Source organism: Flavobacterium sp. WC2409, from assembly GCF_041200085.1.
GTDB lineage: Bacteria > Bacteroidota > Bacteroidia > Flavobacteriales > Flavobacteriaceae > Flavobacterium.
Genome location: NZ_CP165625.1, coordinates 221,752 through 242,242, shown reverse-complemented (window position 1 = coordinate 242,242; position 20,491 = coordinate 221,752). Strand labels below are relative to the sequence as shown.

The window sequence follows — 20,491 nt, the reverse complement described above, 5'->3', positions numbered from 1 at the left end:
ACTAAAGTCGAATAGCCATATTTTCTTCGATATTTTGTTTTAATATATGATAAGGTTGGGTAGGACGACCATTTTTTTCCCAATATTCTATTATTTCTATAAGTTGCTTTAGAATAATTAATTTCTTCGATTCTCCAAATAATTTAGGGTACAAATGGTTTAAGTGTTATTTTAATCAAGTTCTTTATTTTATCTAACAACAACATTATCCTACTTTTTTTATTTTTCCTATTTAATTTGAAAACATTTTCTATATCAGATGGCAAAATATCTTTATAACCAAAAGCTCTTATGTCTTCAATTTTTTTACAATTAAATTTTGAACATATATTTAATGCTGTGTTTAGAATATTTTTATTGGATTCAAGAATATTAATATTCCATTTATTTAAAAAATAAAAAAACTCAAATATGTTTACAAATCCATTATTTTCACATTCCCTAGAAATTTGAAGTTCCCCAACACCTATACTTATAGCATCTAAACTATTTAATGCAATTTTATTATTATTATTATTATTATTATTATTATTATTATTTAGAAGATTTGAATAAAATTCAACATCAACAAACCATTTCAGATTTTTATCATAATGAAAACCCAAAGTTTTTTTATATATAACAGCACTTGGCGAACCGATAAAATTTCCACAAATTAATTCTACTGGCTCTTTTTCTATTTGTCTAATCCAGCTTTCGGTAGGTGTATTGATATTAATTGTTGAATTATCTATTAGATTTACATTTCTTGAACTTACAACACCAATTGTTACATCGCTATTGTTTTCCATCAAATCCACAAAAATTCCCAAACTATTGGAATACGTAAACCAATCATCATGATGCATTATTTTAATATATTCCCCTTTAGCTTTTCTAATTGCCTCATTCCAATTTTCAGGACTTCCTAATGGAACTTCATTTTTGTAATACTGGATTTTCCCTTCCAATTGATATTCTTGCACTAAATCAAAAACAATACTTGTAGGGGAATCATCTGTAATGATTATTTCATAATCAGTATAGGTTTGATTTAAAACGGAATCTATTGTTCTTTTTAAATACTTAACTTGATTATATGTCGGAATGCAAATAGATACTTTAACCATCGGTGATTTTTCGTGCTACGCAGATAATAAAATCTTTTTTTTCTAAATCATTTTGTATGTTATGCGTATCATAGTTTTGATATTTAATACTTTCTGTTTTGAATCCTGCTTCATTTAACCATTCATTAATTTTATTTTCATCAATATAAAATGTTAAATGAAAACCAAGTTTAATCGCCCCTTCACTTCTTTCTTGTTTATATGGTGTTGAAAAAATTAACTGTCCATTCTCTTTCAAGAATTTAGCAAATATTTTTAACAGCAATTTAATATCCTCTTCAGTAAAATGTTCAATAGTTTCAAAAGATATAATTGTATCTAATAATTCATCAAACTTAAGATTCAATAAATTTTCATTTAAAAAAGTAATATTAGTTTTTTCCTTATACCGTTCTTTTATAGCCGTAATTACTTCTTCATCTATGTCGGCTCCAATAACTTTACTTGCTTTATCTGAGATTAAAACTGAGCCATATCCCGTTCCACAAGCAAAATCACCACAAATACTATCCTCAGTAATTATTTTCTTAGCAAATTCATACCGCTTAAAATGGCTCTTTTGATACATGTCCAATTTCTGAAATTCGAAAATTTTTTGCAATTGTATATCAACTCTCTCTCCATTTCCTCCGAGAGGATTAGACTTATTAAAATCATAAACCTCTTTTTTTTTACGAAAAATAGATTTAATTCTTCTTAGTACTCCTTTTGTAATTCTTTTCATTTTATCTTTTTCAAATAACCATTGACATTGAATGTTGCGTTTTTTCCAAACATGTCGCACCAATTCCTATCTACAATGTATTCTGGATGGTTAGGCAAAAACTCTCGAATAGCTTTAAGTGGACCACCATCATATTTTTTTTCTAACCCTAATTTATTAATAATACCGTCTTCAACAATGAAATAGGAATCTTTAGAAACAATTTGATGAAATTTATTTAAGATTCCAATGGAGTCTTTATAAATATGTGAAGCATCTTCGATAATTAGTATTGTTTCGAATTCTTGTGTCAGTTCGATATTATAATTTTCCCAACCTTCTGTAAAAAATTTTATCCTTTTATGTTCTTTAACTATCGAATCTGATTGGTCTAAAATATCGATAGTATGTACTACTCCGTTACCTAAACTATCTAACAAATCTGCTATGTATAGTGATCCACCTCCTATATTTGTGCCAATTTCTATAACCAAGTCAGGTTTCACTTCGTAGATTATCATTTGATAGATAAGATAATCAAAAGGGCATCTTATAGCTTTTATTCCTTTATATGTAACTTTATGATGTCCTTCATAGATAGACTGAACATCAACTTTTACTTCTTCGTCTGTAGGCACTCGTTTTATATTAAACATATGTTTTTTATTTAATTTTTTGTTTGAAGTACATTGTGTAGAAGAATATTGAAAATACAAATAAAAACTACTCTATTACTCTAAAATTTTTTATTAAACCGTATCAATAAAACTCTTCTCGGTCTTATTAAAAATTAAAACACCCACTAAAAAAACAACTACAGTTACCACAAACGTATAGCCTAATCCTAAAATAGAAATATGTCCAACATTCAATAACATATAACGGGTTGTTTCAATGATATAAGCCAATGGATTATATTGAACGAGCCAAGCATACTCTGGCATTTTTGCTGCAACCAACGCCATAGGATAAACTACCGCTGATACATACATCAGTAATTGTACCCCAAAACCAATTAGGTAACTAAAGTCTCTGTATTTGGTTACCAAAGAAGAAATAAACATGCCTAAGCCTAAACCCAAGATACCCATTACTACAATTAAGAATGGAAACAAAAGACTTAACCCATTTAAACTAATGGCCGCTCCTTGGAAATAATAGTATAAATAAAAAGCGATAAATATTAAAAATTGAATCCCAAATTTCAATAAATTAGAAATTACAATGGACATAGGAACAATAATTCGAGGGAAATACACTTTCCCAAAAATTCCTGCATTAGCACCAAAAGTGTTCGAAGTCCCCGTAAGACAGGCAGTGAAATAATTCCAAACCGTAATACCTGCTAAATTGAACAGAAAAGGAGGTACGGTACCCGTATCAATCCCCGCCAAATTGTTAAAAATAATGGTAAACGTAATAGAGGTAAACAATGGTTGTATTAAATACCAAAGTGGCCCTAAAACGGTTTGTTTGTACACCGTAACCACATCTCTTTTTACAAAAAGTAGCAGCAAATCACGATACTGCCATACTTCCTTAAGATTGAGCGTGAAGAATTTGTTTTTAGGTGTAATTTCAAATAACCAGGTGGTATTCGTCTGTTCAGATTGATTCATTGGTTTATGCTAAATCGTAGTTTTGGTTGTGTATTTTAAAAACAGCTATCCTTAGGGACAGTTGACTGAGAAGAATGACTTTTATTTATTAGCCACAAACTACATCATTTCGGAACAAATATAAATATTTTGTACGTGTTATTTCCTTAAAAACAGCATTCTATACTTATTTATTTTCGAATAGCATTTGCATCATAATGACTGTGAAAAATTATAATAAATGCAAAAAACGAAACTTCCAGACGCGCTCCGCGGCTCTAACTGACAGTATGAGTCAAAGCCCATTTAGCAGTAAGAGTGGTTTTTTTACGAATATACTATTCCTTTATAAATAATAGCAATAATTAACAAATTAAAGAAAACTTTCGTAAATCAGAAATGGTTTTTTCTTTTTTCAACCTGATCTTTCATAACTGACAATTGAAAACTCCTAAACCCGCCCTTAAATAAAAAACGTAAGAAAACAACGATGAAGTAAAGTGGTAACAGTCCGCGAGTTGAGCCTAGAAGGCGAACGGCTCGAGCTGCGGAACATAGTTTTAGAGGTAGTTTTTAAGTTTTTAATTTTCAGGCTTGATCTTTTGTTTCTTTTACATCAAGGCAAAAGAAAAGATTATTTAATATAAAAAACACCAATAAGAAAAGTATACGTACAATTAAAACCTTCTCAAAACGCCCTTAAAGAAAAAGCGTAAGAAAACAACGATGAAGTGAAGTGGCAACAGTCCGCGAGTTGAGGACGAAGGACGAACGGCTCGGGCTGTGTAACGGAACTTCGAGCTAGTTTTCAAGCTTTTTATTTTCAGGCTTGATCTTTTGTTTCTTTTGCATCAAGGCAAAAGAAAAGATTTACTTAAAAATAAAAAAAACTGCATGCAACCAATAAACGTTCAATTACAACCTCCTCACACCGCCCTTAAATAAAAAGTGTAAGAAAACAACGATGAAGTAAAGTGGTAACAGTCCGCGAGTTGAGGACGAAGGACGAACGGATCGGGCTGTGGAACGGCGCTTCAAGGTAGTTTTTAAGCTTTTTATTTTCAGGCTTGATCTTTTGTTTCTTTTGCATCAAGGCAAAAGAAAAGAACACCCTTCAAAGTAAAAAAACAGCTATCAACCAATAAACGCTCAATTACAACCTCCTCACACTGGAGTGTCTATCTTTGTTGTGACTAAATAATTAAGCCCATAAATAGTATATTTGAATTATGGGAAAAGTTTATGCAAACGACTTTAAAATTATGATTGTAGAATTATTAAAGTCTGGTAAATCGCTAAAAGAGATTAGTGAAGAATATGGTTTAAATGACAGTATGCTACGAAGGTGGCGAAGAGAGTTTGATTCGAAATCAGGAGATTTTTCTAAGAAAATTGAACTATCTGCTGTAGAAGTCGAATTAAAGAAACTAAAGAAAGAGCTTCAAGATGTTAAATTAGAACGAGATATTCTAAAAAAGGCGGTGAGCATCTTTTCCAAGAACGACAGATAAGGTATAAATTCATTTCTGAAAATAAGAATCAATATCCTGTTGAGAAGATGTGTTACTGTATGAAAGTCAGTAAAAATGCTTATTATCATTGGTTAAAAAGCTCTTTATTAGATTATAAAAAATCTGACACATTAGTTTTAATGGAAAAAATTGAGCAGGTATTTTATGAAAACAAAGAGATTTATGGTAGTTATAGAATACAAAAGAAGTTAGAACAAAGTCATTTATATTATTCTCGTTCTTACATTGCGTTTTTGATGAAAAAACTAGGATTGAGAAGTGTTTTAAAAAGAAAATTTATTATTACAACAGATTCTAATCATACTTATCCAATTGCAAAAAATATACTAAATAGGGATTTTACAAGTAATCAATTAGGACAAAAATGGGTGTCAGATATTACTTATGTTAGAGTTAATGACCAGTGGAATTACCTAACAACAATAATGGATCTCGCAGATAGAAAAATTATTGGATGGACATTAAGCGAAGATATGACAGTTGAAAACACCATCTATAAAGCTTGGTTATTAGCTAAGAATACTAGAAAAACAACTCCAGATCATATCTTTCATTCTGATAGAGGTGTACAATATGCTTCTAAAAAAATGAATCAAATATTAGATAAAAATACTAAAACTACTCAAAGCATGAGTAGAAAAGGAAATTGTTGGGATAATGCTGTAGCTGAAAGTTTTTTTAAAACAATAAAATATGAATGTTTATATAGGTATAAATTTAATACATATCAGCAATTATATGATTGTACATCTGATTATATACAGTGGTACAATACACAAAGATTACATTCTAGTTTAGGTTATAAAACACCCTTGCAAAAAGAAATAGAGTTGAGAGGTTTATTTAAAATAGCGGCTTGAGTAAATTAGTCACAAATTTTGTAGTTATTTCACACCGCCCTTAAAGAAAAAGCGTAAGAAAACAACGATGAAGTGAAGTGGCAACAGTCCGCGAGTTGAGGACGAAGGACGAACGGCTCGGGCTGTGGAACGGCGCTTCAAGGTAGTTTTCAAGCTTTTTATTTTCAGGCTTGAAATCGAAGATTCATGAATACAAAAAAAACAATATAAACCCGTGAATAATTTTTGTTTCTTTTGCATCAAGGCAAATCGAAGATTCAGCGAACACCACTAACAAAAAAAGTACAGTGAGCTAAAAGAAAAGAACACCCTTCAAAGTAAAAATCACTCCTTACCAGAATCATCTGTTCCTACTTGTGTGATCTCTCCTTCGTCGAGATGACAAACCAAACCACCATTAAATAAAAAGCATTAGAAAACAAAGAAAAAGTAAAAGGGAAACTGTTTCGTAAGTTCAAGTTATATTTTATTTATCAGAATTTAACACTTTTTCAATGTTATTGTAAGTAGTTACTATATAATCAATATTTGGATTATCATTATGATATAAAAATGAAGTATACAGATTATAATTTATTCCTTCAGAATCAAAAGATATAATAGTATCAATTTTAGTAACAAATTGATTAAATGAGCTATTTCTATACCACCTGTCAAAAACACTAAAACGAATTTTTCCCTTTTCTTGATCGTCTGAACAAATATAAATTAGTGAATTGTTTACATTAGAAAAAAAAGCACAAATTATATTTTCAATAGTTTTGGACACTAAGTTGTCGAATGGCTCGAGTGCATCGCTAACCTTCTCTATAACAATTTGGTAAACATTTTCAATTAACACTTCACTGGTTGAAATCGAATTTAGAGTTTCATCCACTAAAAAAGCAATCCTATATTGAATATTATTTCTGGTGGTAAAACTATAAGTGCTAGTAATTTCGTCGAAGGTGTAATTATAAAGGTTTTGCAAACTTAATTCCTTTTTCTGTTAACGTATTAAGAGGAGTTTTTCCTTTCAAATAGGAACGTACAATTTCTTTATCTGAAACCATTTTGGCTACAGACTTTATTATAGTTTCTTTATTTAATATTCTTGTTTTCATAATTACTCAGCAAATATATGAAAATTATTTTATTCGATTACTGCAATTTTATCAAAATTACTTCTATCAGTAGGTTATCCGAAATTTTAAAACACTTAACTTCAAGTAAATACAGGCGATTAAAATTCTTTACCTCCAACTATCATTTTTATCATAATCCCTCCTAAACTCATATATCTTCCCTCTTATATAGGCTCCCAGTAGGATAATCACAATCACTATTAGTATCTCATACCATTCCATACCTCAAATATAGAAGGTATAGGATTTTCATTTTTAGCAGGAAATTAAAAACTCCTTTTTTGACAACTAATAATCCCGAATTGACAAGTTTTCAGTTTAGGTTTAAAACAGAAAAAAATGCATAAGCATCTTTTTCTTTCTATTTTAAATTTACAAATCCAATAACTTAAAAAACTCTGAAAGCTTTATATTTCTAGCCTCGCAAATTTTATTTAAAGTAAATAAGGTTATTGTATAATTTTTATCATTATAAATTCTGCGGGCTGTTTTTTCATCAATATTGTGATTTAATGCAAACTCAGTTTTTGCCTGAGTCTCACCAATCCACTCAGTGGCAACATAGTCGCATATTTTCCTGTTTAAATCACCCATAAAAACAAAATAAGCCGTTAAAAATTAAATTTAATCGGACAGTTGTCCGAATATGAAAAACATTTCCTATATTTGTTTTAGAATTAATATATTTGCGATTCTTCATATAAAATATTTGAAGCATTCGCTTTGAATCTCGTACTAGAAAATTGGCCTTTTCAAATTACCACGAGATGATAAGTACGATGCTCACGTCCCATGGCGTGGACTCACTTATTTGTGGTAAGGTATGGCCAATACCTCTAGTGCAGTAAGCTGAGTTCCATGCCATTTTTTATGCCAATTATTTAGGCAAAACTCAACTTCCATTCTTAGCACTGCCTCTTCTTATTAGTCTCGCAATACCAATAATTATTGAATTAGTTGGGAAAGGCACTGCCTGCGTTTGGCTGCAACAGGCAACGGCAGTAAGCTTTTCTTATTTAAAAAATTTTAAATGAAATGCCTATGCAATAAAAGAAAATCAAATCCACTCTTTTAGTCATCCGTCTAACTCTCGACTTTAAGACTTTAGTCTTTCGACTAATAAAAAAGGCCCTCTAACACGCCGGCAAGCTATACTAGAGGACCACCGCTAACAAAACTAACGTTTCAATTAACTAAACCAATATTATGAAATGAGCTAACGCTAATACGATGCAAGCATCAATAGCTATTTGCGAATTACATAAGACCGATAAAAAACAATAAATATAAACTTATGAAAAATTTTTCATTTTACAAGGGTGGATTGGCTTTTTGGCACCTGATTATTATCGGGTTCTCATTATCCTGTACCCCTGCTCTAGCCAACAAGCTACTGAGGCAAAACCACTCCTTACCGCAACAAATACAAATAAACGGTACCATTACGGATGGAACCAACCCCTTAACTGGTGTTACTATTTCCATAAAAGGAAAAGCAAAATCAACCGTTATTTCTGACTTTGATGGAAAATACACCATAAAAGCGAACCCAATTGATACGCTAGTGGTCACTTTCATAGGATTCAAAACGGCAACAATTTTCATAAACGGTCGTACAACTATCAACATACAATTACTGGAGGACATCACCTCCTTGCAAGAAGTCCGTGTCAACGCAGGCTACTACTCCGTTAAAGAAAGTGAACGCACAGGAAGTATTGCGAAAATCACTGCAAAGGATATAGAAAAACAACCTATAAATAATCCGTTAGCAGCAATGCAAGGAAGAATGTCTGGCGTAACAATAACACAAGCCACTGGAACTCCTGGTGGAGGTTTTGACATACAGATCAGAGGGATAAACAGTATTCGCACTGATGGTAATGCGCCGCTATATATTGTGGATGGAGTACCATACAGTTCGCAATCATTAGGCTCAGTGATGACATCAGGCAATATTTTGGCAGGATCAGCAAGTCCTCTCAACAATATTAACCCCTCAGATATTGAGAGTATGGAAGTACTAAAAGATGCTGATGCTACCGCAATCTACGGTTCAAGAGGATCCAACGGTGTCGTGCTCATAACGACCAAAAAAGGAAAACAAGGAAAAACCAAATTCGATATGAATACGTATTCCAGTTTTGGAAAACTAACTCGTACCATGAATTTACTAAATACAGCACAATATTTATCCATGCGTAGGGAAGCCTTTGCCAATGACGGAATTACAGACTATCCAGGGTACGCCTATGATGTAAATGGCACTTGGGATCAAAACCGCTACACCAATTGGCAAAAAGAATTACTGGGAGGTACTGCAAATACGAACAATATTCAAACTATGGTCTCTGGTGGAAATGCCGAAACTCAATTTTTATTAAGTGGCACCTACCGTAACGAAACCACCATTTTCCCTGGGGATGCAAAATATGAAAAATTGGCGTTTCACAACAGCCTCACGCACCGCTCTATTGACAATCGTTTTAAAATAAGCTTTACTGCAGATTATGCTACTGATGAGAATAGCCTACCCGCAAACGATCTAATGTACCAAGCTACAATTCTGGCGCCAAATGCCCCAGCTCTATACGATGCCCTAGGAAACTTAAATTGGGAAAATGGCACCTGGAACAATCCGTTAAGCTATTTGGAAGGCAAATATGCAGCCAACACAACCAACCTAATTGCTAATACTGTTCTTTCGTACAACATACTAGAAAACTTGGAAATAAAAACAAATCTAGGATATACAGACTATCATATCTCCGAAAATCGGACATTTCCTTCTACCATGTACAATCCAGCGTATGGACTGGGTAGTGAAGTTTCCACGCTTATTATAAACAATGCCAAACGTAGCTCATGGATTATTGAACCTCAGATCAATTGGAAGAAAACGGTAGGCAATTCAGAATTAATGCTATTGGCAGGCACAACTTTTCAAAAGCAAACCGGGCAACAATTGGCACAAATCGGATCAGGTTTTGCAAGTAACAGTTTACTGCACAATATAGCTGCAGCTTCCTATTTAACAATTACTGACGATCAGTTAACCATTTACAAATACCAAGCATTCTTTGGTAGAATGAATTACAACTGGAAAAGTAAATACATCATCAACTTAACAGGAAGAAGAGATGGTTCCAGTCGTTTTGGCCCTGGCAATCGCTTTGCTAATTTCGGAGCTATAGGTGCAGCCTGGATATTCTCAAAGGAGGCGTTCATAAATAATAATAGTTTCTTAAGTTTCGGAAAATTACGAATCAGTTATGGTACCAGTGGAAATGACCAGATTGGTGATTACCAATTCTTAGACACTTATGAGATTACTAGCAACAATTACAATGGTACTATTGGGATAAAACCTACTCGTCTTTTCAATCCTTCCTTTGGTTGGGAAACCAATAAAAAAAAGGAAGTCGCAATCGACCTTGGTTTTCTCAACGATCGTATTTTCTTAACTACAGCCTATTTTTGCAACCGTTCTTCTAGTCAACTTGTGGGTGTGCCACAACCAGGAACTACAGGTTTTTCTTCTTTACAAGCTAATTTAAATGCAACAGTTCAAAATACAGGTTTAGAACTGGAATTGCGAACAGTCAATTTTAGAAAGATGGCGTTCAATTGGACGACTACATTAAACCTGACACTACCTCAAAATAAACTCTTAGAATTTCCTGATTTAGAAGGATCTACTTACGCCAATTCGCTGGTAATAGGTAAATCATTGAGTATCCAAAAAACATACCACTACACAGGAATTGATCCAGTTACAGGTGTTTATCAATTTGAGGACTACAATGGTGACGGAAAAATTACGGGACCAGAAGACCGCCAATGGATTGAAGATACAGCACCTCAATTATTTGGAGGATTTGGTAACCAACTCAGCTATAAAAATTGGGCACTGGATTTTCTATTTCAGGGCGTAAAACAAAAAGGGCGTAATTACTTATACACGGCTTCTTGGATAGGAGATTTCTCTAATCAGTCACAAGCGGTTTTGAATCACTGGCCACAAAATGGTACCGATGCCGAAATTCAGCAATATACAACAGGAGCTAATGCACCAGCATTAGATGCCTATTTCTTATACAGCAACAGTAACGCAACCATAAGTGACGCTTCCTACATCCGATTGAAAAGCATCAGTATTTCATATACGATTCCAAAAGAAGTTACAAAAGGGGGGACAGCAAAAATCTATTTACAAGGACAAAACCTCCTCACATGGACCAAGTACAAAGGTGCCGATCCTGAAAATCAATCCGCTTTCTACTCCCCTCCTTTACGTCAATTTACTTTTGGACTAAACCTTAGCTTTTAAAAAACTATAAATACCTCGATATGAAATACTATAAATTAATACAGTCAATGCTAATAATAGCATTAATAGTACTCCTTTGCTTGTGGCTGAATGGCTGCGAAAGTTTTACGGAGGTAGATTTGCCACAATCACAGCTTACTGGTACTGCAGTGTTCGAAGATGTTACAACAGCAAATGCAGCACTTTCAAATTGCTATTCACAACTAAGAGAAAACGGCATACTTTCTGGAAACCAAGATGGACTTTCAAATGGACTGGGAAACTATTCGGATGAATTAACCTATTATGGAAGTCCCAGTGCGCCTTTAGAAGATTTTTACAATCATACCGTGCTCCCTTCAAATCCTATGGTTAGTTCTTTATGGAATAGCAGTTACAGTCAAATTTATGCAGTAAACGCGCTTTTGGAAGGTCTTGAAAAATCAACCGCAATTCCTTCAGAGCAACGTAATATCTTAAAAGGAGAAGGCTTGTTTCTTAGAGCATTTATTCACTTTTATCTACTAAATCTATTTGGAGACATTCCATATATCGAAACAACAGATTATAAAAAAAATAGTACCGTTTCGAGAATGTCCGAAGACGAAGTATATGATAAAATTACAACCGACTTAATGCTATCCAAAAGCATATTAACCGATAATTATGGTACTGCAGAGCGCATTCGACCAAATAAAGGGACGGCAACAGCATTACTAGCACGAGTCTACCTGTACAGAGGAGCTTGGCAACTAGCCGAAGAGGAAGCCTCCCAAGTAATTAATACGAATACATACCAGTTGGAAGCGGATTTAGATAAGGTGTTTCAAAAGGAAAATCTCTCAACAATTTGGCAATTGCACCCAGGTATTTCGGGGCTGAACACGCATGATGCGCATACTTTTATTTTTAGCAGCGGTCCTCCTCCAATTACTGCTATAAGTACCCATTTACTAAACGCATTCGAAACTGGAGATCAAAGAAAGCAACATTGGTTGGGGAATGTGACAGACGGTACTCAAACATGGTACTACCCATACAAATACAAACAAATCGCCAATACAGGAAGCTCTCAGGAATTTGCAATTATATTGCGATTAGAAGAACAATACCTCATCCGTGCAGAAGCTAGGGCTCATCAAAATAATTGGATTGGTGCTTTAGCTGATTTAAACCTAATTCGAAACCGCGCAGGATTAGCAGATACGAGTGCCGACACTCCCCAAAACGTGTTGCTGGCTATTCAACAAGAACGCAGGGTTGAATTATTCATTGAATTAGGGCAACGCTGGTTTGACTTAAAAAGAACAGAACAAGCAGATGGGATTTTAAGTCCTTTAAAGCCCGGATGGAAAAGTACCGATAAATGGTTACCCATTCCTCAAACAGAATTACTACTGAACAAAAACCTACATCAAAATCCAGGATATTAAAATGAAAAAGAGGATGGAATTAAAAGGGAATACGAACTGGATTTTTCTCCTTTTGATACTTGGGATTGGCTCTTCTTGGAGCCAATCCTTTTCAAAAAGGCAACTTAAACCCGCAGACTATCCATTATGGAGTACCCTCTCAGATGAAAAAATTTCAGAAGATGGAAATTGGATAAGTTACAAGCTGAATTATCAGTCATCGAAGGACACATTATTTGTACAAAACACGCAAACTGCGAAGAAAAAGTATTTTCCAACTGCAGAAAATGGTCTTTTTAGTCCAGACAGTAAATGGTGGATTGCGCAAGATTCAAAGAAAGGAATGGCATTACTAAACTTAAAAACGGCTGTACTGCAATGGATTCAAAACGTTTCTAAATATGAGTTTGTAGCTGGAGGAAAGTATATAGTTCTAACAAAACAGGAATCACAGAAGGAAGAGTCTCTCCAAATACTCCATTTACAAACGGGTAAAGAACAGACGATCAATGGAGTTTCAGAATATCGTTTTAATGGGGATGGTACTCTTTTAGCCTACGTAACACCAAAAGAAAATACAGTGAAGTTGATTCGAATGAGTTGCAATTTTAATAGCGAGACATTAGTTCAAGAAAAAGAAGGGGATTTTAAATCCCTTACGTGGAATAATAAAGGCGATGTACTCTCCTTTTTACAAGAATCTAATAACGAAACTGCGAAACTAAAAAACCACAAGCTATACTACATAACCCAATTAGAACAAAAACCAAAAATAGTAGTTTTAGACCCATTATTGTCGACAGATCTCTTTAAAGACAAACATATTGTAATTCCCTTTGCTCGCGTGCCGCTTGAAATTTCAGAAGATGGCAAACGAATATTCTTTAACCTAGCTGCTGCAGTTCCTCAAAAGGAAGAAAACGAAACAGTACAAATATGGAGTAGTGTAACAACAGTCGTACATCATGGACAACAGTTAGACCCTTCCCATATTCCTAAATTGGCAGTATGGTGGCCAGAGGAAAATAAAATAGTCCAAATAGGAACAGATGATTTGCCAAACGTATTGTTAACTGGCAATCAAAACTATGCATTGACCTTTAATAACGGGGCCTATGAACCTCAGTATGAATTTGAGGCAATACCCGACTTCTACCTGACCGATTTAAATACAGGAAAAAGCAGTTTAGTAGTAAAGAAACAGCTCCATTCCATTGGAAATATAGGAGCAGCACCACAGGGCAGGTATATCAATTATTTTAAAGATAAAAAATGGTGGATATACGATCCAATATTGGAAAAACAGACCAATGTTACAACACTAATTCCCTCAGCCGTTTATAACTTGGAATTCGATCAGCCTGGAGCAACGCCGCCTTATGGTAGTCCGGGTTGGACACAGGACGGTAAGCTTATTGTGTACGACCAGTATGATATTTGGACAGTAACTCCAGATGGAAAAAACGCCAAAAGACTAACACAAGGTCGGGAGCAAAAAATTCGTTTCAGAATCTACCAAAATGAAAATGACATCATCAATACCTCATCTAATTTACCTACCCGCACTTTTAACTTTACTAATGGAACGGTACTTGAGGCCATGGGTGATAATAAAGCCTCAGGATATTATTACTTGGAAAGCAATGGTCAGTGCAATGTGATGGTATATAAAAAGGCAAGAATCAGCATGCTTAAAAAGGCAATGCAAACTAAAAAATATCTATATAAAGAAGAGTCGTTTGAGAGTTCACCAAAATTACAGCTTTGGAGCAAAACCATGAAAAAAGAGCAGCTGGTATTGAAAACCAATCCGCAGCAGGATAAATTCTTCTGTGGACATGCTGAACTGATTTCTTATACAAACCAAAAAGGCCAACCCTTGAAAGGGGTCTTATTTTATCCCGCAGGTTTTCAATCTACTAAAAAATATCCAATGATTGTTCACCTATACGAAAGACAATCCGGGATGATGCATCATTATATTAATCCTACACAATACAATTCGGATGGGTTTAATCCAACTAATTATACATTCGATGACTATTTAGTATTCTATCCAGACATTGCCTATGAAGTAGGAACACCAGGACAATCTGCCGTTTCATGCGTACAAGAAGCTATTGATACTGTTCTAGCGAAGGGCATCGTAGAATCCAATCACATTGGTTTGATAGGCGGTTCCTTTGGTGGTTATGAAACTGCCTATATTATTTCACAAACTAATCGGTTTGCAACAGCAGTCGTGGGTGCCGCCTGTACAGATCTAGTCAGCAATTACCTGAGTATGGAATCCAGTGGCGAGCGCTCCAATATGTGGCGCTATGAATCCGCACAATTGCGAATGGGTGCCTCTTTGTTTGACAATTACAAAGGATATATTGAAAACTCACCTATAGCACACGCTTCCTCCATAAATACACCAGTGTTGATTTGGACAGGCCAGCAAGACCCTAACGTGAATTGGACGCAAAGCATCGAACTACATTTAGCCTTACAAAGACTGCAAAAACCACATACGTTTCTGGTATATCCAGGCCAAGGCCATGCCATTGGCAAACCCGAATCACAAATAGACCTTGATACAAGAGTAAAAGAATGGTTTGATTATTATCTTAAAGGAATCCCTTTTTCCACAAAAAAAATCTAAACTACGGATTGCTTGTACTAATTTCATCTTTTTTAGAATGAAAAACTCCAAATTTTCGATTCCCTTTAGGGACGGGGCAAAACGAAAATGAGATATGCACTTCCTCACCCCTACTATTGAAAGGTCGGGGAGAGAACGAAACAATGCCGAACCTGAAATTTTCAAGTTCGGCATTGCGATTTTATAAATGACTAAAATTACGACATAAGCTCGGGGAATATTGCGTCAAAGGTATCCGATTAGATCATTATTTGAATAAAAAACAGCCAATTCCGATTAAGCAAATTACTTAAATTCAATCTTCCGGTTGAAATGTAAAATCGGTTTTATTCCGCTTCAATTCATAAGGCGAAAAACCAAATTGTTTTTTAAACGATTTAGAGAAATTGGGATAATTATTAAAACCATTCATCTTTGATATATTTTTCAAAGGTATTGCAGTATGTTCGATCATGAAATAAGCTCTTTTCAATCGTTCATCATTATAAAACTGATAAATGCTGGTCTTAAAAAAATGACGAAAACCGTCTTTTAACATATGTTCATTAGTGCCAAATTTACTTGATAACACTTTTAAGGATGGTAAAGGTTCTTCAAGATGTGCTAATATATAATCATAGAGTTTCTGAATTAAATGCGCATTTACTTTCCGGCTTTTCATTTGTCTATCGCAATCATTTTGACTACCAATAGAATTATAAAAATCTTTACGAACAGGAGTAACTAGATTTATTATAATTTCCGACCGATTGATTAATTTTCCAATACTACAACAAACAGAAACTGGCAAATGCTCTTTTGGTATAAAATCTAATGTAATAGTAGCTGATATTGAATTACTCTCATCTAGTACTTTTTGAAGTTCACCCATAGCTGATGATGCTAAAATACCAGCAATAGATTGGCCTAGCAACTCAGATTCTGAATAACCTAAAAAGGAAGTAACTTCTGAAGTAAAACTTTGGATTACAAAAGAGGGGTCTATAACAAAAGTGGTTTGGGCTACAAATTGATTGGTCTTATGAGTATTAACATAACCAACATGAAAAACAGACTCTTTCATTTCTTCGGCAACCATATTAATTAAGACGACGAGAGTTTCTAATTCGTCATCATAAGTACTTAAAGGAATACGGCTATTAAAATTGCCACGAGCCATTTCAAATAACATCTGATGCATGGTAACAATACGTTTTTGGTCATGTGGTCTTTCCATTTAATTTCTACCTTTCCCCCATACTATTTCTTCTTTAATCTAAAAAGGATATCCTATATAAAACCGTTCAAATAAATCAAAGCGTCTTCTTCTTTAGTAAATATTTGGGTTGGTACAGAGGGCTTACTAATCTGCAAGTAAAAATTGCTAATTGTCAACAATACTTTCTCGTGCACAATAAGACCAACGGCTTGTGCCAATACGGAACCTGATTGAGCCAAATAATCCCTTCCTGCTTTCTCCGTCCCTACAACACCTCGAACATCACACAAAATAGGATAAGACTTTTCGTTTTGAAAATAAATTCGATCAGTCACAACACTTTGAGCTACTTTGATATTAATAGTAGTATTAGGCTTATACTTAAAATAGAGAATGCCATCGATAATCCAAAATCGAGCATAGTTATTCTCATAAAGATCATGGGCTGCAATCATGTTCTATAAATTTATTAGAATAGTATTTTAACAAAAATAGAAACATTTACAATTACATCAGTTATTATTTTAGTATTATTTATCTTTTTTTGATGTATTTGTTGTCAATTCGGGAATATAACTTGTCATATTGGGAGTATTATAGAATAACATGAAAAAACTTTCATTTTTTATGGTGAATTTTAGAAATCTATATTTAAAACAACTAACGAATGGCAAAATCAAACACATTAACTTCATCGAAACAGTGGATGAGGTATTATCAGTAACTAAAAAAGAAGGAGATTCACATTTATTTAGAAGTGAAAGTATTAATAGCTAAAACCATGTGAATCATGGGACAGGATATGTTCATTTCGGTACGACAATTTTTTGATATCGAACTACTAGGAAATTGATTGAATGAAGAACCAATAGATAACTAAAACACATATAAAATGATTAATAAAGTTCCATTTGCACGACATCAAAGAAAGAGAAAGAGTTTTAACCGAACAAAGCATTCTTTTTCATTACCACCCATTTATTTCTAACATGAATTACATAAAACACCTCACTGGTTTTTTTGATCGTACCATACAAGACCAGAACCTCAACCCAACTCATATAAGCCTTTATATTGCATTATTCCAATACTGGAATGTAAACCATTTTCAAAATCCTATAAGCATATCCAGAGAGGAAGTGATGCTAATAAGTAAGATTTACTCAAAAGCAACCTATCACAAATGCATGAAAGAGCTAAACGAAAAAGGATATATTAAATACGAACCCTCATTCAATCCATTCAAAGGCAGCATGGTAATTCTATTTAATTTTTCAGAAGACCAGAACCAGTTCAAAAAAGAGTAAACCAAAAAAAATCTTTAATAAAAAACACCAATAAGAAAAGTATACGTTCAATTAAAACCTTCTCAAAACGCCCTTAAAGAAAAAGCGTAAGAAAACAACGATGAAGTAAAGTGGCAACAGTCCGCGAGTTGAGGACGAAGGACGAACGGCTCGGGCTGTGGAACGGCGCTTCAAGGTAGTTTTCAAGCTTTTTATTTTCAGGCTTGATCTTTTGTTTCTTTTGCATCAAGGCAAAAGAAAAGAACACCCTTCAAAGTAAAAATCACGTTAAATAAAAACATTTCTGCTTTACCAGAATTACCTGCTCCTACTTGTGTGATCTCTCCTTTGTCGAGATGACAAATTACTTAATAAAACATTTTTCACTCCTCCTCCTTTATCTTTTTAAACAAGAAAAAAATTAACAGTAGTACACCCGTAATTCTTTCATAACAATAAAAATCAAGCAACGAACAACGAGCAACGATTTTCGATTCTCGATTCTCGATAAACAAAAAAAGCCCATTCCTTTCGGTTTGGGCTTTCGTTCAGTTTTAACTTTCAGTTATAAAAACCAAATTAAAACTATTTCTGGTACTTCTTTATTATAAATTTAAGTACCATCGATATTCCAAAACTGACTATCGCTCCAACAGCAGCCAATAAAACAGTTTTCAAAACATCCTCCGAATGCAAATTCGGAACAACACTCAAGAAGGTGCCTCCTGCCGTACCCATCAGCGTACGATTACTCGTTATCATCTTCATCAGGATAAGGAACATCTCCATAAAAGGTAGTAAGTTGACTTACTGCTGACAGCACACCTCCGGCTACAGCCAGGTACCCTCCAATCGAACCAATAACAACAGGCAAGGCAACAGGCGCGCTAATGATAACACTCCCTAAAGCAGCCAAAACCAATCCTATAGTACGAAGGTCTTTAAAAAATTTTGGCGTTGGAGCTTTTGCTCTATTTACTATATTCATAATATAAATTTAAGATTGAACAATTAACGAAACGATTGCGGACTGATCCAAAGCTTCATATACTAAATTTTTAACTTTAGCAAAAGCCATTCGGGATTCCAAACCTGAACCAGCCCCCGAAAGATGCGTTACTGGACCAATACAACCCTTCAATTCACGAATAGCATGATTAGCAGGATGCAACAAAATTGAACTTCTATTTTTTACAGCAACAACTTCAATATGCCATTGAAATTTCTGGTTATATCGCTTCCGCAATAAATAATACCCTTCTGGAATACAGGAAACTCTTTTCTCATTTGCTCTCCATGGCAATTCAATTGTAAAACAAATAAATTGGCCATCACAAACTAGTTTTCCATTAGTTCCCTCTGGGAAATAAGTTCTGGACAATACCAAAACCATCTTACAATCCACTTACTTGAACCAATGCCAATGGATTATAAGCCCCATTTTTCAAAGGATACATCCTTCCATTAACCTCTTGGTAATATTCCACTCCAAGAGCCAAAAATAAGGGACTCACACTATTGGGTGTTACTGAATTCAAATGATTGATGACAGCAGTTGGAGTCATATCCCACGGTAAAATAGCTGTTTCCGCAGTCGAACTAACAAATGTATCAGCCTCAAAATTGATTTCAGCTCCTGCTGAAATAATTTTGAAATGGGTAGTGCCTCCAGGAGCAGCAATCATAGTAGCGGGTATAAAAGAAGCTAAATTAACAGTTATTTCCCCTGTAAGTCGATCAATTGACCCTAAAAACGGAGCAAATAAACTAGTACCTAATTTTCCGCCTACATTAAATTCAAATCCCACTAACAATTCAGCTTCGCCATCAATAACATTGCGTAAGCCACGTTCATTAACCAAATCTGCCTGGATCACTTTGATCATGGATTGGGTAAGCCGGCTCACCATTCGGCTGTCGGCAGAATTCAATAGCAATGTTCGTAATGCCGTTCGCAAAGTTTTACCTGCCTTACCGGCTCGTCCAAATTCAGCACCATTTTCACGCGTGCGCTGAAAAGCGGGATCATTAGCAATTCTACTTGCCTCAACCCCTCCTTTTTCACGTGCCATATGACCGTCTTTGGTTTTGTAAAAAGTAATATCGCCAATAGTACCTTTTAATTTAATTATTCCTTTTTGTCTTGCCATAATCTTTAAAATTTAAGTTAAAAAAAATTTACTACTTGTTCATCCTGAATATTCGTTGCAACTAAATCGGGAATGATTTCAGTAAAGTTTCAATTAATTAAATCATATTTCAAAAAGCAGATGTCAATAATGGTACTAAAAGGCCTACAATTACCCTTTTTAATCAATCCATAAGTGATTAATTTTCATAACTTTACATAAGTTTTCAAATTAAAAGAAGTCAATGGACTTTAATTAGGGATTAAAATAAAAAAATGTGATTGCAAGTAACATCAGGGTATGTATTTATCCAAAAGATGTACAACGTATTACTGGTAAAACATACAGACAAGCACGGTTATATCTGCACAAGATAAAAACCACCTTGAAAAAAGAGCCACATCAACTACTCTCCATTCAAGAGTTTTGTGACTATTCAGGGCTTCAACTGGAACATGTTTTGCGTTGTATAATTGGATAACAATTGAAGTCATAAAAAACGGCTGATGTACTTTTCTAAGAAAACAATACCTGTTCAATAAGCAGTTCAAATAATAATAATAATAATAATAATAATAATAAAC

At 34.2% G+C, this 20,491-nt stretch carries 18 protein-coding genes; 6 read left to right on the top strand and 12 right to left on the bottom strand.

Features of this window, described 5'->3' with window-relative positions:
* Positions 1-143: 143 nt before the first annotated feature.
* From AB3G34_RS01045 to AB3G34_RS01030, 4 genes are all read right to left on the bottom strand, one after another.
* A complete protein-coding gene (locus AB3G34_RS01045; RefSeq protein ID WP_369753176.1) occupies positions 144-1,109 on the bottom strand; it encodes a glycosyltransferase family 2 protein in 966 nt (321 codons plus the stop codon).
* Positions 1,102-1,833: a class I SAM-dependent methyltransferase gene (locus tag AB3G34_RS01040; RefSeq protein WP_369753175.1), complete on the bottom strand. Its 732-nt coding sequence runs from the start codon at positions 1,831-1,833 to the stop codon at positions 1,102-1,104. Before AB3G34_RS01040 ends, AB3G34_RS01045 begins: the two co-directional genes overlap by 8 nt.
* A complete protein-coding gene (locus AB3G34_RS01035; RefSeq protein ID WP_369753174.1) occupies positions 1,830-2,468 on the bottom strand; it encodes a CmcI family methyltransferase in 639 nt (212 codons plus the stop codon). The genes AB3G34_RS01040 and AB3G34_RS01035 overlap by 4 nt, the downstream gene beginning before the upstream one ends.
* A 93-nt stretch (positions 2,469-2,561) precedes the next feature.
* Positions 2,562-3,431 (bottom strand): ABC transporter permease, encoded by an 870-nt coding sequence (locus tag AB3G34_RS01030; protein WP_369753173.1) that lies wholly within the window; start codon positions 3,429-3,431, stop codon positions 2,562-2,564.
* A 1,208-nt stretch (positions 3,432-4,639) separates the two neighbouring features.
* Here AB3G34_RS01030 and AB3G34_RS01025 point away from each other — a divergent pair.
* Positions 4,640-5,802 (top strand): IS3 family transposase gene (locus AB3G34_RS01025; RefSeq protein ID WP_369753172.1). Its coding sequence is split into 2 segments (ribosomal slippage): positions 4,640-4,880 and positions 4,880-5,802, totalling 1,164 coding nucleotides; the frame shifts between segments, so codons are not numbered across the junction.
* 466 nt (positions 5,803-6,268) lie between these two features.
* Here the strand turns inward: AB3G34_RS01025 and AB3G34_RS01020 are convergent.
* From AB3G34_RS01020 to AB3G34_RS01010, 3 genes are all read right to left on the bottom strand, one after another.
* A complete protein-coding gene (locus AB3G34_RS01020; RefSeq protein WP_369753171.1) occupies positions 6,269-6,772 on the bottom strand; it encodes a DUF6169 family protein in 504 nt (167 codons plus the stop codon).
* Complete coding sequence (locus AB3G34_RS01015; protein WP_369753170.1) at positions 6,756-6,905, bottom strand: hypothetical protein; 150 nt, start codon at positions 6,903-6,905, stop codon at positions 6,756-6,758. The genes AB3G34_RS01020 and AB3G34_RS01015 overlap by 17 nt, the downstream gene beginning before the upstream one ends.
* 393 nt (positions 6,906-7,298) lie before the next feature.
* Positions 7,299-7,520 carry a helix-turn-helix domain-containing protein gene (locus tag AB3G34_RS01010; RefSeq protein ID WP_369753169.1) on the bottom strand — a complete coding sequence of 74 codons (222 nt, stop codon included), beginning with the start codon at positions 7,518-7,520 and terminating at the stop codon, positions 7,299-7,301.
* A 700-nt stretch (positions 7,521-8,220) separates the two neighbouring features.
* Here AB3G34_RS01010 and AB3G34_RS01005 point away from each other — a divergent pair.
* The 3 genes from AB3G34_RS01005 to AB3G34_RS00995 are packed head-to-tail and all read left to right on the top strand — an operon-like array spanning position 8,221 to position 15,294.
* Positions 8,221-11,256, top strand: a complete 3,036-nt coding sequence (locus AB3G34_RS01005; RefSeq protein ID WP_369753168.1) for a SusC/RagA family TonB-linked outer membrane protein — start codon at positions 8,221-8,223, stop codon at positions 11,254-11,256.
* Between the two features lie 20 nt (positions 11,257-11,276).
* The gene (locus AB3G34_RS01000; protein WP_369753167.1) at positions 11,277-12,668 is read left to right on the top strand and encodes a RagB/SusD family nutrient uptake outer membrane protein; all 1,392 of its coding nucleotides are present in this window, start codon (positions 11,277-11,279) and stop codon (positions 12,666-12,668) included.
* 1 nt (position 12,669) lies between these two features.
* Positions 12,670-15,294: a prolyl oligopeptidase family serine peptidase gene (locus AB3G34_RS00995; RefSeq protein ID WP_369753166.1), complete on the top strand. Its 2,625-nt coding sequence runs from the start codon at positions 12,670-12,672 to the stop codon at positions 15,292-15,294.
* Positions 15,295-15,589: 295 nt separating this feature from the next.
* Here the strand turns inward: AB3G34_RS00995 and AB3G34_RS00990 are convergent, their stop codons facing one another.
* Together AB3G34_RS00990 and AB3G34_RS00985 are read right to left on the bottom strand one after the other, a co-directional pair.
* Positions 15,590-16,510 (bottom strand): helix-turn-helix domain-containing protein, encoded by a 921-nt coding sequence (locus tag AB3G34_RS00990; RefSeq protein ID WP_369753165.1) that lies wholly within the window; start codon positions 16,508-16,510, stop codon positions 15,590-15,592.
* Between the two features lie 53 nt (positions 16,511-16,563).
* A complete protein-coding gene (locus AB3G34_RS00985; RefSeq protein ID WP_369753164.1) occupies positions 16,564-16,947 on the bottom strand; it encodes a hypothetical protein in 384 nt (127 codons plus the stop codon).
* Positions 16,948-17,098: 151 nt separating this feature from the next.
* Here AB3G34_RS00985 and AB3G34_RS00980 point away from each other — a divergent pair, with 151 nt between their 5' ends.
* Both AB3G34_RS00980 and AB3G34_RS00975 read left to right on the top strand, forming a co-directional pair.
* A complete protein-coding gene (locus AB3G34_RS00980; protein ID WP_369753163.1) occupies positions 17,099-17,269 on the top strand; it encodes a hypothetical protein in 171 nt (56 codons plus the stop codon).
* A gap of 134 nt (positions 17,270-17,403) precedes the next feature.
* Positions 17,404-17,799: a hypothetical protein gene (locus tag AB3G34_RS00975; RefSeq protein ID WP_369753162.1), complete on the top strand. Its 396-nt coding sequence runs from the start codon at positions 17,404-17,406 to the stop codon at positions 17,797-17,799.
* Between the two features lie 727 nt (positions 17,800-18,526).
* On the opposite strand, the gene AB3G34_RS00970 is transcribed toward AB3G34_RS00975, so the two are convergent.
* From AB3G34_RS00970 to AB3G34_RS00960, 3 genes are read right to left on the bottom strand one after another with little or no spacing between them, the layout of a single operon-like run.
* Entirely contained in the window at positions 18,527-18,766 is a 240-nt protein-coding gene (locus tag AB3G34_RS00970; RefSeq protein ID WP_369753161.1) for a hypothetical protein, read from the bottom strand.
* Positions 18,767-18,775: 9 nt separating this feature from the next.
* On the bottom strand, positions 18,776-19,171 hold the full coding sequence (locus AB3G34_RS00965; protein ID WP_369753160.1) for a DUF5675 family protein: 396 nt from the start codon (positions 19,169-19,171) through the stop codon (positions 18,776-18,778).
* A gap of 1 nt (position 19,172) precedes the next feature.
* Positions 19,173-19,928, bottom strand: a complete 756-nt coding sequence (locus AB3G34_RS00960; protein WP_369753159.1) for a hypothetical protein — start codon at positions 19,926-19,928, stop codon at positions 19,173-19,175.
* Positions 19,929-20,491 lie beyond the last annotated feature (563 nt).